This is a genomic window from Oceaniovalibus sp. ACAM 378 (genome assembly GCF_008085915.1).
GTDB lineage: Bacteria > Pseudomonadota > Alphaproteobacteria > Rhodobacterales > Rhodobacteraceae > Oceaniglobus.
Genome location: NZ_VSJK01000006.1, coordinates 120,174 through 135,356, shown reverse-complemented (window position 1 = coordinate 135,356; position 15,183 = coordinate 120,174). Strand labels below are relative to the sequence as shown.

Here is a 15,183-nt window from a genome sequence, read left to right as displayed (position 1 = left end):
ACGGCGCCGTTATCGCCAGTTCTGCGGAAGAGCTGGCGCCGAAGGCAACAGCCGGAAAGACCGCGACGCCCGCAATCGCCGTCACAGAAGTGTCACGGTAGGCTCAGAGATCCTTCATGTAGCTGTCCCACAGCGCGTTGCGGAACCTTAGGTCGGGATCGATCCGCCGTTTCGCCGCTGCGAACTCGGCCGCACGGGGATAGGCGCGGGTGAACTGATCCTGCGTGGCATGCAACCGATAGGGCAGGTAATATGTCCCTGCGATATTGATGACACCTTCGATCAGCGCTTGGGTCATGCGGGCCATATCGGATTCACCCCGCGCCGTCATCTCTTGCGAAAACAACATGACGGCGGCGATGCGCGGCTCGGGAGCATAGGACAGCCAGCTTTCGGTATCGGCGGCGACATAGCGCAGCGTGATGTTCAAGAGCTCTTGATAGGATTCGGGGATAACCTGCTGGCATAAAAGAACGAAATCGGCGAACCGGTCGGGCGCGATGAAGTATTCTTGCAAGATGTCGGTCCGGTCGGAAACGCGGGCATCCAACGTGACAACAGGTTCGTTGAGCAGGCTGTTCCGTGTCGTCGCACCTCCGCCAACCAAGGGGCCGAGGTTGGATTCGACGAACCATCGTCCGCGCTTGACCGCTTCATTGCCAAGCTGTGCGCGGAAGATATCACGCGACATCCCGGCAAGCCTGCCCGAGCCGGTGACCGGGGGCAGATCGCTTTGATCCGCGTCGGGGCGATAGGTGGCCAGCAGGCCGTCCTCGAAAAACCTGTCGCGGTCGACGTTCAGCCGACCATAGGCCATTTCGACCACAGGATCCTCCAACGCGGCGGCGAAGGCGGTGCCCAGATCGGTACTTCGCAGTTTGACAAACTTCGGGTTCAGACGCCGGTTCGGGGTCATGTCCAACGTCAGGTCAGTGATCAGACCGATCAGGCCATACCCCCCCATGGTCATGGCGAAGAGTGCCGCATTCTCGCGGCGCGAACAGGTGATCCAGTCGCCATCATGGGTGACCATGCGAAATTCGCGCACCGTGCTGCCCATCGGGCCGTTGGGTGCGGGCCAGCCATGGGCGTTGACGCAAAACGTGGCCCCGACACCGAAATCGCGATTGCTTTGCATCACCTTGGGCGAAAACCCAAGCGGGTCCAGCGCGGCGATCACCTGACTCCAGCGCGCACCAGCGTGGACGCGAAAGGTGGCGTTCGCCGTGTCGGGTTCGACAAATCCGTTGTCGCAGGTGATCGCATGACCGTCGCGGGGGATCGACTGACCGCCCAGGGAGTGCCGCGCGGCGGACAGGGCGACGGGGCGGTTGCCTGCCTTTGCATCCTCAAGCTCGCCGCGCAGCTTGTTCACCAGCGCCTCGCCCACGTCTTCGGACAGGGTGATATGGCGGTGGATCGGCGTTTCCGACAGCCGGCTGGCATCGTTCAGCGTGCTGTCAGACCCCGTGGGCAGAACCATCGCATTGCCCGCCAAGGACGGCAGGCTGGGGCCGAACCGTCCGGCACCCCAAACGCCGAGCGCCGCGCCAGCGCCCAGCAATGCCGCCCGTCGTGTCAGTTTCCACATACCACGCTCACAGATCGAAGGTGGCAAAGACCGGTGCGTGATCGCTTGGCTTGTCCCAGCCCCGGACGGGGCGCAGGATGCGTGACGAATGGGCCGCACCGGCAATATCGGGCGTGGCCCAGATGTGATCCAGCCGGCGCCCCTTGTCGGCCCCGTCCCAGTCTGCCGCCCTGTACGACCACCACGAATACAGCGATCCGTCGGGAATGTCGGCACGGGTCACATCGACCCATTTTCCCGCATCCTGCACGGCGCCCAGATGGTCAACTTCGACCGGGGTATGGCTGACGATTTTCAGCAACTTCTTGTGATCCCAGACGTCATCTTCGCGCGGGGCAATGTTCAGATCGCCCACCAGAATCGCCCTTTCGGGCCGATCAGCATGGAAGGCGTCGCGCATATCCGTCAGGTAATCCAGCTTTTGCCCGAACTTTTCGTTGATCTCGCGGTCCGGTTTATCGCCGCCTGCGGGCACATAGAAATTGTGGATCACCACGCCGTTTTCCAGACGTCCGGCGACATGGCGGGCGTGGCCGAGTCGGGCATGATCCAGCGCGCCAGCCTCAACCATCGGCAGTTTGGACAGGATCGCGACGCCGTTGTATCCTTTTTGCCCCCGGGCAACCATGTGGGTATATCCCAGCGCGCGAAAGCCTTCGAGCGGGATAAGGTCGACCGGTGATTTGCACTCCTGAAGGCACAGGATATCCGGCGCTTCCTCGGTCATCAGGCGGGCGACAAGCCCGGCGCGGAGCCGGACCGAATTGATGTTCCATGTGGCAAGGCTGAATGACATCGCGCGGTCCTGTTGCTGTATCGCATCCGGCGCGTTGGTCGCCGCGGCATCGAATGCATGGGGGGAATTGCTTGGCCGTATATGACTCACATCGGGCAACCTTGCCAGACCAGAGCCGAAAATCACTGTCCGGTTCAACGGCCATTGACCACGACACCGTCACGCCGAAAATCGAAAGGGCCACCGTAAAAACGATGGCCCTTCGAATGCTGCGGAGATGGGCCCGGTTAGAGCGGAAGCCCAGTCACGGATGTTCTGCCCTCAAGACTGCCTTTGGGCGACGGCCCCCATGACTGTTCCGACCTTGATCTCCTGGATCATTCTAGACACTAGACCACCTCCTTTCAAATGTTGCCGATAGGGGGAGCCTTGCACAATTGTTATATATGTCAAACGGTTTTAGACCGCTCTTGGTAACATTCGCCTAACGATAAGGCGAAACGGAACCAGCGCAATCAACGCTAAGGCGAGCTTGACGCCCCAGTCCGCCATTCCCAACGATACCCAAAGCGGCAGCGCGGGCCCCATGCCCAGCAATGGCACCGCGGCATTGGCCCAAGCCACATCATTGGCCGGCTCAATGAATGACAGCGCGCCCGAGAACGCGACGGTAAAGAACAAAGCCGTGTCCAGCGCCGATCCGACCAGTGTGCTGGTCAGGGGCGCGCGCCACCACGCGCCACCGCGCAACCGGTCGAAAATTGCCACATCCGCGAGTTGCGCCACCAGAAACGCCAACCCCGAGGCAAGGGCAATGCGCCATGTCACCAACGGGCCAAACTCGCCGGAAATCTGGGTGCCGATCAGCGAACAGGCGACTCCGGTGACGAACCCGGCCAACACCACGCGCCGCGCCACGCCTGCGCCGTAAACCCGGTTCATCACATCCGTGACCAGAAACGCCAGAGGATAGGTGAACGCCCCAAGGGTCAGAAAATCACCCCAAAGGAACTGCACCAGAATGTTGCTGGCCAGAACGATCGCAGCCATGGCAAGGATGCCGGGAAGAAGTCGGGTCATGATGGATTCCGTTTTGACAAGGGGTTCGGAGACTTGGCCCCAAACGCGGCGGGACGCCCGGCTGATACGCCTGTTGCCGCTCCCCTGCAAGTGTTTCGACGCTGCGGAATCTGTGCGACGGGTCAGTCGATGACGCGATATTCCACAATTTCGGTGGTCTGAAAAATACTGAAATTGTCGTCAGAGATCATCGTCAGCCGAATGTCGCCTGTGCTGTCACGCCAGACTGCCAGTCCTTCAAGATTGTCATGGCGCAGATTGCCGGTGGTCAGAAGCAGCTGTTCGTTGCCGATCCGGTTGCCAACAATATCAAACCGCCGCACCCGGCTGGAAAACCCAAGGATGCCGCTGAACCGACGTTCCAGCAGATAGAACCGCCCATCCGGTCCAAAATCAGCGCCCACAGGCAGAAAGTCGCCGCGGCGCGGAAGGGTAAAAGGTTGGCTCCAGACCCGTCCATTCCACCGATAGACCGGAAAGGGCCGCGACCGCTCGCCCGACCGTTCCGGCAGGGTATACAGCGAACCGTCCGGGGCGATGGCCAGCGCTTCAAGCGAAGAATTGCCCTGCATTCCCGCGAAATCCGGGTGGCGGGGAATCCAGGCAGCCTTGGACGAGGCCGACGCATAGGTCCAGACGCGGGCGTAGCCTTCGAATGACACATACAACCGCCCGTCACGGCGCATGGTCAGCCCTTCGGCGTCTTCACGGCTGGTGGGCACCGAATTGCCCTTGGGATCGCGCAGGCGATTGAAACTCAGCAGCGACGCGCCGTCGATAATACCATCCTTGCGCGTCAGGGTTCCCGTGGCGATCCAACCGCGATCCGACAGCGCGACAAATCCGGTGCCGGTCGCATCCAGTTCAAACCCCGAATACCCACCGTGATGTTCCGATCCGGTGTTCCAGACGAACCGGCCAACAAATTCGGCCCCGGCGGCGGATGCCATCGGGGCCGTAAGCAACATCAGGATCAGAGAGATCAGCGCGACAGGACGGATTGGCATTGCCTCGGCAGGTCGGCCAGCATGATTTCACGCTTGGGCGTGGGCTTCCAGTTGGGATCGGCGGGTGGCGGGTTCAGGATGTCATTCACCCACTTTTGCGCCTCGGCACAGCCATCGCCCGCGGGCACCGTGTCTTGCGTTACACAGCCCGGGGTTCCGCTGGGGCAGGAAAGACGGACATGGAAATGATAGTGGTGGCCGTAATACGGGCGGATCTTGCGCAGCCACGAGCGGTCCCCCTGGGCATCATTGCACATTTTCACCTTGGCGCCGGGAAAGATGAAAATCCGGTCGACCCGCGGATCGCTGGCCGCCGCCTTGAGCAGTTCCATATGCTGCGGCGTCCATTTGTCGTTGGTATAGGCACCATTGGCGCGGCGCAGGGAAACGGACGACAGGTTTTCACGTTCATTCGAGGTCAGGTTCAGACGGTTCGGCGGCAGCAGCCAGATGTCGGCGTCCAGCCCGATCTGATGGCTGGCGTGGCCGGTCAGCATCGGACCCCCGCGCGGCTGGCTGATATCACCGACATAAAGCCCCGCCCAGCCGGGCAGCGACGCCGCCTTGCGCGACAGTTTCTGAAGGTAATCGATGGTTTCCGGATGGCCCCAGTTGCGGTTGCGGCTTAGCCGCATCGCCTGCCAGGTGGGGCCGGTTTCAACCAGTTGCGCCCCTCCCGCCAGACAACCCTTGGAATAAAAGCCATGGGCGGCAGGGGATTGCGATGACCCGCTTCGTTCGGCACCAAAGAACTGTTTCGCAATACCATTGCGCGAAACAATGTCTCCGGCGAATTCGGGGGTGGGAAGGGCGGTGCCGGGCCTGTCGCGCCCACCACATGCCGCCAACGCTGCCAGAACGGCCAGCGCCAGAATGGGTCTGAAAACTCTCATACTGCTCGATCTCCGTCGCTTTTGACCCAGACTAGCAGAATCAAGCCCAGAGCGAAAAGGACAATTAAGGGCGACACGCCGATCTGTTGGCTGCCGCTGACAAATGTGACAATTCCGATCAGTAGCGGGGCGATGAAAGATGTCGCCTTGCCGGCCAGAGCATACAGCCCGAACGCCTCGGTCATGCGGGTGGGATCGGCCTGACGCACCAGCATCGTCCGGCTGGCCGACTGCAGCGCCCCGCCCGCCGCACCGATGGTCGCGCCCATGATCATGAAGGCGATATCGGGCGCGTTCGATCCTTCGGCCACACCGATGCCGAACAGGGAATCCGGGTAGATCGTCACCACTCCGATCGCCGTCGCGGTCAGCACCACAATGCACAGCACGATGACCGGTTTCGGCCCATAGGCGCTGTCGGCCTGCCCGCCAAGCCAGGCGAACAACGCCCCGGCTATGATCGCGACAATGCCAAACATGCCGGTTTCCACCACGCTCCAGCCCAGAACGCCCGCCGCATATATGCCGCCGAACGTGTACATTCCGTTCAGCGCATCGCGGTACACCATCGACGACACGAGATAGGCGAACAGACTGCGCGATTTCGGCAGGTTGCGAAGCGTCCCGACCAGCCCGCGCAGGGCGATACGCGCGGCCCCCGGCAGCGGCTTTTTCGGCGCGGGGTCGCGCACCCAGACAAAGAACGGGATCATGAACAGGATGTACCAGACCGCCGTCAGCGGACCGACGAATCGCGTACCTTCGCGCATTGCCGGGTCCAACCCGAAGGGTGGTGTCAGTCCGACAAAGGTCAGGCCGGTGGTGCCGCTTTCGGCAAAGAACACCAACATGATGACCAACGTGATCAGCCCCCCGACATAGCCAAAGGCCCAGCCGTTGCCGGAAATCCGCCCGATTTGCCCCCGCCCGCCCAGCTCGGGCAGCATCGAATTGGTAAAAATCGTCGCGAACTCCATTCCGATCAGGCCGATCGCAAAGAAACCCATTACGACAAGAAGGTTGAAATCACCCGGCGCCGCCAGCCACAGCCCCGCCGCACCGACCACATAGAGAACAGAAAATCCCCAGATCCAGCGCACCCGGTTGCCCGTGGTGTCGGCAAGCGCCCCCAGTACTGGCGCGAGCAGCGCGATGACAAGACCAGCCGCGCCGATCCCAAACCCCCAGACCGATTGGGCGCGGCTGCCGTCGCCCAGCAACTCATTGATATAGGGGCCGAATATAAAGGTCAGCAGCAGGGTGTTGTACGGTTGGCTGGCCCAGTCAAAGAAGAACCAGCCCCAGATACGCTTGCGTTGAGTGATCTCGGACATGTGCCCCCCGGGTTGGCGTGGATAAAACCCGGTTGCGCGGGTGGGCGCAATGGCAAGGGCGCCGCGCGGGCGGTTCTTTCGCCGCCTGTGGTGGATCGGCCTGGCCCGGTATTCTACAGAATGCCTTTGGCAAAGATGCAGAACATGCCACCCACGAGCAGCAATCCGCGCCGCGCCACTCCGCCCCGCCCGATCAAACCGTAAGAGATCAGCGACAGTCCAACCCCAACCCGCACAAAGGCCCAGAGCGCCAGCAACGGCACTTCGCCCAGACGGATCAGATTCGGGTTCGCGATCATTCCCAGCGGAATCAGGTACAACCCGACGCCCAGCGCCATCGCGGTCAGCGCCACCTTAAGCCAGTTTTCACCGACCATCCCGGCGGCAATGAACACCGCGCCACAAACCGGTGGCGTGATCGTCGACAGCAGTGCGAACCAGAACACAAACAGATGCGCCTGCAATGGCTCCACCCCCAGTTTCGACAGCGCCGGCCCGGCAACGGAAACGCAGATCACATAGGCGGCGGTCGTCGGCACCTCCATCCCCAGCAAAAGACAGGCCAGCGCGGTCAGCAACAGCGCCGGCCACAACATGCCCCCGGCACCTGACAGGATGACCGAGGTCAGCTTGACCCCCAGACCGGTGATCCCGAGCACGCCGATGACGATGGAGGCGCAGATGATGATCGAGCCGATCATTGCCACCTGCCGCCCGACAGAGACACAGGCCCCGGCCAGACGCTCCAGCCCCTGACGCACATCAAAGGCGGGGCGCGCGTCAAAGAACAGCAGCGCGGCACCGGTCAGGACCGCCAGCGCGGCGGAATACTGCGGCGTAAAGCCAAGCACGAACATGCTGAACAACAGCACCGTGAACGGCACCAGAAAGAACCCCGACGTGATCAGGATCGCCCGCGCGTCCGGACGCTGATCCTCGGGCACACCCTTGAGGTCGATCCGCTGGGCATAGGCGTTGATGCCCATCCAGACGGCAAGAAAATACAAGATCGCAGGCAGGATCGCGGCGATCATGATCTGGGAATAGGAAATCCCGGTCAGTTCCACCATGACAAAGGCCCCTGCCCCCATCAGCGGCGGCATGATCTGCCCGCCCGAGGATGCGACCGCTTCGACAGCCGCGCTGAGCCGTTTGGGATAGCCGAGCTTGGTCATCGCCGGCAGGGTGATCGCGCCGGTGCTTGCCACATTGGCGCTGGCCGATCCCGAGATCGAGCCGAACAGCGCTGACGACAGCACCGAAACCTTGGCCGCACCACCGTTCAACCGACCGGCGGCTGCGGCGGCGACGTTCATGAATCCCTGCCCGGCCTCACCGGCGTTCAGGACCGCGCCGAAGATCACGAAAACCGCGACAACGCCGACGGAAACCCCGGTCAGACTGCCCCACAACCCGCCCTCGGCTATCGTCATGGTGCCCAGAAAGCTGGCCAGCGGCGTGCCCGAATGGCCAAACTCGCCCGGGATATACTGACCGAACAGCCCATAAAGCAGCGCGCTCAGCGCAACCATTGGCAAGGGCCAGCCGATCGCCCGACGCGCGCCCTCCAGAGCGATGGCCAGCAGGGCAAAGGCCATGGCCATCTGGCCCGGCCCTTCCAGAAATCCGTATTGGTTGCGCAGAGCGTCATGGTTCCAGGCGATCCAGCCACACAGCACAATGCCGATCCCGGCAATCATCGCACCGGCGATCCGCCTCCGGCCCGTCGTTCCGGCAACAAAGACAAACGGCAGGATAACGGCCATGTGCAAAGGCCGGGCCACAAGGTTGGGCACCAGCCCCCACGCAACAAGGCCAAGGTGATACACCAGAACAAGCGCGCCAAGCGCCACCCAGATCAGTCGTGTCTCAGTCATCAGAAATAGGAACCGAAAGGTTGGCGCCCCGCCTCGGGCGTGTCGGCGTTATGGTTCAAGGCTATGCCAGCGCGGTGGACGGAGGCCGATGTCATCTGTGCCATGCACAGGGTCCAGACATCGGCCGCCATGTCACTGTGCCTTGAGCTGCAAACGACGCGCGTGCAAAACCGGCTCGGTATAGCCCGAGGGTTGTTCACGCCCCTTGAACACCAGATCACAGGCCGCCTGCCACGCGATCCCGTCAAACCCCGGTGCCATCGGTCGATAGGCCGGGTCGTCGGCATTCTGCCGGTCGACCACCGCCGCCATCTTTTTCATCGTGGTCATCACCTGATCTTCGCTGACGACCTCGTGGAGCAACCAGTTGGCAATATGCTGCGCCGAGATGCGGCAAGTGGCGCGGTCTTCCATCAAACCGACGTCGTTCAGATCGGGCACCTTGGAGCAACCGACGCCCTGATCGATCCAGCGCACCACATAGCCCAGAATGCCCTGAGCGTTGTTCTCGACCTCGCGCAGGATCTGATCTTCGGACCATTTGCGGTGGGTGGCGAGCGGAATATCCAGAATCGTGTCCACATGCGCCCGGCGCCCGCCCTTTTTCAGGCGGTCCTGCACGGCAAACACATCGATCTTGTGATAGTGTAGCGCATGCAACGTGGCGGCAGTGGGCGATGGCACCCATGCACAGTTTGCGCCAGCCTTGGGGTGTTCGATCTTGGCTTCCAGCATCGCCGCCATCAGGTCGGGCATGGCCCACATGCCTTTGCCGATCTGCGCGCGGCCCGACAGCCCGCATTCCAGCCCGATATCGACATTGCGGTCTTCATAGCCGCCGATCCAGGCTTTGCGCTTGATGAAATCCTTGCGCGAGAATGGCCCGGCCTCGATCGAGGTGTGAATTTCGTCACCCGTGCGGTCAAGAAAACCGGTGTTGATGAAGGCGACCCGCGATTTCGCAGCGCGGATACATTGCTTGAGGTTCACCGAGGTGCGCCGCTCTTCGTCCATGATGCCCAGCTTGACAGTATTGGCAGGCAGGCCCAGCACCTTTTCCACATGGGTAAAGATGCGGTCGGCAAAGGCGACTTCCTCGGGGCCGTGCATCTTGGGTTTCACCACATAGACGGATCCGTGCAGCGAATTGCCGCCCTCGGCCTTCAGGTCGTGCATCGCGATCAGGGTGGTCAGCATGGCGTCCATCAGACCCTCGAACACCTCGTTCCCGTCGCGATCCAAAATCGCGGGGTTGGTCATCAGATGGCCAACATTGCGCACCAGCATCAGCGCACGGCCCTTGACCGTGATGTCGCCGCCCCCCGGCGCGGTGTATGTCAGGTCAGGATTCAGACGCCGGGTGACCGTCTTGCCGCCCTTGTCGAATGCTTCTTCCAGCGTGCCATCCATCAGGCCCAGCCAGTTGGAATAGGCCTGAATTTTATCCTCGGCATCAACGCAGGCAACTGAATCTTCGCAATCCATGATCGCCGAAACCGCGCTTTCCAGACGGATATCGGCAAGGCCGGCCTGATCCCGTGCGCCGATCATATGCGTGCGGTCGAACACCAGTTCGGCGTGCAATCCGTTGTTGACCAGCAACACCGCCTCGGGCGCGCGGGGATTTCCCCGATAGCCAGCGAATTTCTCGGGCTGGGCCAGCGGCATATCGTCGATCAAAAGCGCACCGTCATGGACGTGATAGCGCCGCGCATCCACATGGCTGCCGCCCTGAATCGGAAAGGAATCGTCAAGAAACACCCGCGCCCGGGCCACGACACGCGCGCCACGACCCCGGTCAAAAGGACCCTTTGGCGGGGCGCTGCCCATGGCATCGGTGCCGTACAGCGCATCATACATGCTGCCCCAACGGGCATTGGCGGCGTTCAGGGCATATCGGGCGTTGGTGATCGGCACCACAAGCTGTGGCCCCGGAATCCGTGCGATCTCCGGGTCGGTATTGCCCGTATCGATGGTGAAATCTCCACCTTCGGGCAATAGATAGCCGATATCAGTCAGGAAGGTCTTATAAGCTTGGTGATCATGGGGCTGATTGCGGTGCCGCAGGTGCCAGTCATCGATCTGCGCCTGCAACGTGGCGCGCTTTTCCAACAGGGCGCGGTTTTCGGGTCCGAAGTCATGGACCAGTGCCGAAAAGCCCGACCAGAATGTCTCTGGCGCAACGTCCGTGCCGGGCAATGCCCGATCCTCGACAAACGCAGCCAGATCCGCATCCACCTGCAATCCCTGCCGTTCAACCCGATTTGCCATTGCTCACCCTCTGTATTGTATCGCGCGGCACACTAGGGCGGCGTACCGGTAAGGACAATGGGCGAAGACCGGCAAAACCGCCAAGCACGGGGCGGCGCCCTATGCCGGATCAATGAGCGGCACATTGTCGCCGGATCAATGAGCGGCACATTGTCCCGCCGGGTGCGAACATATCGGGAGGTTTGAAATATATTCGACCGAACCTGTTACGGCCCGGTCAAATTTTACACCGGCCGGTCACGCCTCGTGCACTTGCGCCACGCACGCACATCCATGCGTGGCTTTTTGGGCCGATACGAGGCGCTGTGGCTCAGTGCACGCTGACCGGCGCCATGTCATTCTGGCGGGCCACGATAAAGGCCAGTTGCCGGTCACGCACCAGCGCAAGCCGGTCGCCGTCGGCATTGTGGACGGCATAGATCTCGTCCAGCCCGTCGGCCTGATCCTGTACATCGGCTGGCAGATCACCCACCTTTACCGAACGCACATAGACCGTGTTGACGAGCGCATCATGTGGCAGTCCGAAATTGTCTGTCATTTTGCTCACCTCTTTCAATCGCGTGTTATCTTGATCGTACGCACCACCGTTTCGGGCACGCTGCGTTGCAGATCAACGTGCAGCAGCCCGTTTTCGATCCGTGCTCCGGCTATTTCGACGCCTTCGGCCAGAACGAATGTGCGCTGAAACTGTCGCGCGGCGATGCCCCGGTGAAGAAAAACCCGCCCCTCTTCGGCATCTTCGTGACGACCCCGGATGACCAGTTGCCGGTCTTCGACGGTAATCGACAGATCGGTTTCAGCAAACCCGGCAACTGCCAGAGTGATCCGATATCCCGTACCGCTGGTCTGTTCGATGTTATAGGGCGGATAGCCCCCGGAATCTGCTTTGGCCGTCCGTTCGACCAGTCTTTCAAGCTGCTCGAACCCGAGCAGGAAGGGATGCGATCCCAGCGCCATCTTCGTCATCGACACGTCCTTTATCAAAGCGACTGTGCTGCAGAAATGCGGCCCCGTTGTGGCGACCTGCTATAGGGATATGGGAAGTTTGATTAAATTCTGCAAGGGTGGCGCGGTGAGGCCGAGGGCGCGCTTCGCGATTCGTTTTAATCCGCCTGAACAGTCGCCTGAACAGTCGCGTGCGACGGAAAACGGAAAAGCTGACCCCAATGAATGCATCCGGAAGACTGAACCACGAAGATATCTTGCGCATCCGTCTGGATGTGCTGCGCCGTGAACACCGCGACCTGGACGCGGCGATCCATGCGTTGCAGGAACGCGGCACTGCGGAACAGCTGATCCTGCGGCGGCTGAAAAAGCAGAAACTGGGCCTGAAAGACCGGATCGCCCAGATCGAAGACGAACTGACCCCCGATATCATCGCCTGAACGCGATTTATCCCCGCACGGCCGCATTGCCCTGACCGGGCTGCGCGGTATAGTGCGCCCCCTTGGCAGTCCGGAACGGAGCGGGTGATGGGACAACAACAGATCGAGGTCGGTATCATCATGGGCAGCCAGTCCGACTGGCCCACCCTGCGCGCCGCCGCCGAAATTCTGGATGAACTGGGCGTCGCGTATGAGAAACGGATCGTTTCGGCCCATCGCACGCCAGACCGGCTGTGGGATTATGGCAAGGGCGCCGTCGGGCGCGGGCTGAAGGTGATTATCGCCGGGGCCGGAGGCGCCGCGCATCTGCCCGGCATGATGGCCAGCAAGACACGTTTGCCGGTGATCGGCGTGCCGATCCAGACGCGGGCCCTGAACGGCGTCGATTCGCTTTATTCCATCGTACAAATGCCAAAGGGATTTCCGGTTGCCACCATGGCCATCGGCCCTGCTGGTGCGGCCAATGCCGGGCTGATGGCGGCAGGCATTCTGGCGTTGAACGATCCCGCTCTGGCCGGTCGGCTGGACGCATGGCGCGCAGCGCTGACCGCATCGATCCCCGAGGAGCCTGTAGATGACTGAACCTGTGCCAGCCCCCCTGCCTGTCGGTGCGACTATCGGAATTCTGGGCGGTGGCCAACTGGGCCGGATGCTGGCCCTTGCCGCTGCACGGCTGGGGTTGCGATGTCACATCTTAGAACCCGCGCCCGGCGCACCGGCGGCCGAGGTTTGCGGCACGCTGACCACCGCTGGCTATGACGACGGACCCGCGTTGCGCGCCTTTGCCGCGTCGGTCGATGTGGTGACCTACGAGTTTGAAAACATCCCCACCACCGCGCTGGATCTGCTTGAGACGCTTTGCCCGATCCACCCGGGGCGCGAGGCGCTGCGCGTCTCTCAGGATCGGCTGACCGAAAAATCGTTTCTGAACGATCTGGGGCTGACCACCGCGCCCTTTGCACCGGTCGGATCTGCCGACGAACTGTCAGCGGCGCTGGCGCAGATCGGCACACCGGCGATCCTGAAAACCCGACGCTTCGGGTATGATGGCAAGGGGCAGGTGCGGATCACTGCGCCGGAGGATGCCGATGCCGCATGGGCGGCGATGAACGGGGCGGACGCGATCCTCGAAGGTTTCGTCGATTTCAACCACGAGGTATCGGTGATCGGCGCTCGCGGGCCGGATGGCCAGGTCGCCTGTTATGATCCCGGCCAGAATGTGCACCGTGACGGTATTCTGCACACCACGACCCTGCCCGCCACCCTGTCCCATGGACAGTTGACCGATGCCGTTTTGCTGACCGGGCGGATTCTGAACGCGCTGGATTATGTCGGCGTGATGGGAGTTGAACTGTTCGTCACTCCGGGCGGGCTGATCGTGAATGAAATCGCCCCAAGGGTGCATAATTCGGGCCACTGGACTCAGAACGGCTGTGTCATCGACCAGTTCGAACAGCATATTCGCGCCGTGGCGGGATGGCCCTTGGGGGATGGGCGGCGCCATTCGGACGTGGTGATGACCAACCTTTTGGGCGACGACGTTGCTCAGGCACCGACACTGGCCCGCGATCCGGCAAATGCGATCCACCTTTATGGCAAGGCCGAAGCACGGGCGGGGCGCAAGATGGGGCATGTGAACCGACGGATCGGCCCCGCCTCCTGACATGGCAACCGTGCGGTATCTGACCCACCCCGAGGTGCAGGTCGATCCGGCGGTGCCGATCCCGGACTGGTCACTGTCAGCGGTCGGGCGCGCCCGGGTGGCGGCGCTGATCGCCACGGGATATCTGAAGGGCACGGCACAGGTGATCAGCAGCGCCGAGACCAAGGCCGTGGAGACCGCATCGCCGATTGCCGATGCCTTGGGCGTTGCAATGATCCGCCGCCCGGCCATGCATGAGAATGACCGCTCGGCCACGGGGTTTCTGCCCGGCCCTGTGTTCGAAGCGGTTGCCGATACTTTCTTTGCCCATCCAGACGACAGCGTTCGCGGCTGGGAAACGGCCAGGTCAGCGCAAGCGCGGATCAGGCGCGAGGTACAGGCGGCGCTGGCGGCAGCACCGACCGGTGACATCCTGTTTGTCGGGCATGGTGCGGTCGGAACGCTGTTGTTCTGTGATCTGGCAAGGCTGGATATCGACAGGGCGCATGATCAACCGGCGGGCGGCGGTTGCCTGTTCGCGTTCAATCGCGAAAGCGGCGGCGTTCTGCACCGCTGGCGCCGGATCGAGGATCTGGCCGGGTTCAATCCCGGATGAAACGGCCTGTGCGCAGGAATGCAATCGTCTGAGAGATCACCGTTGGGCTGACCATCATGAAAGTGTGCGTGACCGGCAATACGATATGGTCGACCATTCCAGAAATCGCAGTGGACTCAACCGACACCTTGCCGTCGTCCGGCCCGGGAATGATCGTTGAATACACCGGGTTCAGCGACCGATTTCCGGCAATCACACCCAGTTCAAAATGCGCAGCACCCAACCGGTTCGGGATCGCATCGTCTCCGGTGCCCAACTGTATCCCGGCAGGACCGTTCAGCCATTCGAAAGCGCCGAGATCGCCGAAAAAGTCCACCAGTTGCGTACCGTGATTCGGCGGGCCCAACATGACGACACGACCCATATGGGCGGGCCGGTTGTGCTCCAGCCAGGCGCGAACCAGGATGCCGCCCATGGAGTGGGTGACGAAATTGACCCGTTCATCACCGCATTGCGCGACGGCCTGCGGCACCGTCTGCTCGACCAATGCACCAATGGCGGCACCGGTTGACGGGTAATCGGCGTTGACGGTGTGAAATCCCTCGTACTCCAATGCCTCGGCCATCACCAGCATCGACAAAGACCCCCGCGCAAGACCATGCAGCAACACGACGCAATCGGCCCGGGCGGGACCGGTGGCCATCAGGGCAAGTAGAATTGTGAGAAAACGCATGGCTGGGTTCATCATGATCAGGATATAGCGCACCGTGACGCCGCTTGCAGCCCCCGCGCCGCAACGGCACTGTGGCGG

The 15,183-nt window shown here is 61.9% G+C and carries 16 protein-coding genes; 4 read left to right on the top strand and 12 right to left on the bottom strand.

Annotated features, from left to right (window positions below):
- Positions 1 to 103 precede the first annotated feature (103 nt).
- The 11 genes from FQ320_RS09495 to FQ320_RS09450 all read right to left on the bottom strand — a co-directional run bounded on the left by FQ320_RS09495 (position 104) and on the right by FQ320_RS09450 (position 11,755).
- Positions 104 to 1,591: an FAD-binding oxidoreductase gene (locus FQ320_RS09495; protein WP_148471578.1), complete on the bottom strand. Its 1,488-nt coding sequence runs from the start codon at positions 1,589 to 1,591 to the stop codon at positions 104 to 106.
- Positions 1,592 to 1,598: 7 nt separating this feature from the next.
- Complete coding sequence (locus FQ320_RS09490; RefSeq protein WP_148471576.1) at positions 1,599 to 2,387, bottom strand: exodeoxyribonuclease III; 789 nt, start codon at positions 2,385 to 2,387, stop codon at positions 1,599 to 1,601.
- Positions 2,388 to 2,786: 399 nt separating this feature from the next.
- Entirely contained in the window at positions 2,787 to 3,407 is a 621-nt protein-coding gene (locus tag FQ320_RS09485; protein ID WP_148471574.1) for a queuosine precursor transporter, read from the bottom strand.
- 122 nt (positions 3,408 to 3,529) lie between these two features.
- Positions 3,530 to 4,414, bottom strand: coding sequence for an esterase-like activity of phytase family protein (locus FQ320_RS09480; protein WP_148471572.1), 885 nt, complete (start codon positions 4,412 to 4,414; stop codon positions 3,530 to 3,532).
- A complete protein-coding gene (gene mepA, locus FQ320_RS09475) occupies positions 4,390 to 5,307 on the bottom strand; it encodes a penicillin-insensitive murein endopeptidase (RefSeq protein WP_148471570.1) in 918 nt (305 codons plus the stop codon). Before mepA ends, FQ320_RS09480 begins: the two co-directional genes overlap by 25 nt.
- Positions 5,304 to 6,692, bottom strand: coding sequence for an MFS transporter (locus FQ320_RS09470; RefSeq protein WP_370513047.1), 1,389 nt, complete (start codon positions 6,690 to 6,692; stop codon positions 5,304 to 5,306). Before FQ320_RS09470 ends, mepA begins: the two co-directional genes overlap by 4 nt.
- A gap of 62 nt (positions 6,693 to 6,754) precedes the next feature.
- Positions 6,755 to 8,518, bottom strand: coding sequence for a TRAP transporter fused permease subunit (locus tag FQ320_RS09465; RefSeq protein WP_148471566.1), 1,764 nt, complete (start codon positions 8,516 to 8,518; stop codon positions 6,755 to 6,757).
- On the bottom strand, positions 8,518 to 8,649 hold the full coding sequence (locus FQ320_RS26380; protein WP_255509441.1) for a hypothetical protein: 132 nt from the start codon (positions 8,647 to 8,649) through the stop codon (positions 8,518 to 8,520). The genes FQ320_RS09465 and FQ320_RS26380 overlap by 1 nt, the downstream gene beginning before the upstream one ends.
- A 1-nt stretch (position 8,650) precedes the next feature.
- Entirely contained in the window at positions 8,651 to 10,789 is a 2,139-nt protein-coding gene (locus tag FQ320_RS09460) for a malate synthase G (RefSeq protein ID WP_148471564.1), read from the bottom strand.
- Positions 10,790 to 11,099: 310 nt separating this feature from the next.
- Positions 11,100 to 11,327 (bottom strand): DUF1150 family protein, encoded by a 228-nt coding sequence (locus FQ320_RS09455; protein ID WP_148471562.1) that lies wholly within the window; start codon positions 11,325 to 11,327, stop codon positions 11,100 to 11,102.
- Positions 11,328 to 11,341: 14 nt separating this feature from the next.
- Positions 11,342 to 11,755 carry an Hsp20 family protein gene (locus FQ320_RS09450; RefSeq protein ID WP_148471560.1) on the bottom strand — a complete coding sequence of 138 codons (414 nt, stop codon included), beginning with the start codon at positions 11,753 to 11,755 and terminating at the stop codon, positions 11,342 to 11,344.
- Positions 11,756 to 11,955: 200 nt separating this feature from the next.
- Between FQ320_RS09450 and FQ320_RS09445 the strand changes: the two genes are divergently transcribed.
- From FQ320_RS09445 to FQ320_RS09430, 4 genes are all read left to right on the top strand, one after another.
- Positions 11,956 to 12,174 (top strand): YdcH family protein, encoded by a 219-nt coding sequence (locus tag FQ320_RS09445; RefSeq protein ID WP_148471558.1) that lies wholly within the window; start codon positions 11,956 to 11,958, stop codon positions 12,172 to 12,174.
- Between the two features lie 87 nt (positions 12,175 to 12,261).
- The gene (gene purE, locus FQ320_RS09440; RefSeq protein ID WP_148471556.1) at positions 12,262 to 12,756 is read left to right on the top strand and encodes a 5-(carboxyamino)imidazole ribonucleotide mutase; all 495 of its coding nucleotides are present in this window, start codon (positions 12,262 to 12,264) and stop codon (positions 12,754 to 12,756) included.
- The gene (locus FQ320_RS09435) at positions 12,749 to 13,837 is read left to right on the top strand and encodes a 5-(carboxyamino)imidazole ribonucleotide synthase (protein ID WP_148471554.1); all 1,089 of its coding nucleotides are present in this window, start codon (positions 12,749 to 12,751) and stop codon (positions 13,835 to 13,837) included. Before purE ends, FQ320_RS09435 begins: the two co-directional genes overlap by 8 nt.
- 1 nt (position 13,838) lies before the next feature.
- The gene (locus FQ320_RS09430; protein ID WP_148471552.1) at positions 13,839 to 14,432 is read left to right on the top strand and encodes a histidine phosphatase family protein; all 594 of its coding nucleotides are present in this window, start codon (positions 13,839 to 13,841) and stop codon (positions 14,430 to 14,432) included.
- Here the strand turns inward: FQ320_RS09430 and FQ320_RS09425 are convergent.
- Positions 14,419 to 15,105: a triacylglycerol lipase gene (locus FQ320_RS09425; RefSeq protein WP_148471550.1), complete on the bottom strand. Its 687-nt coding sequence runs from the start codon at positions 15,103 to 15,105 to the stop codon at positions 14,419 to 14,421. The two genes, FQ320_RS09430 and FQ320_RS09425, sit on opposite strands and share 14 nt — an antisense overlap.
- Positions 15,106 to 15,183: the final 78 nt, after the last annotated feature.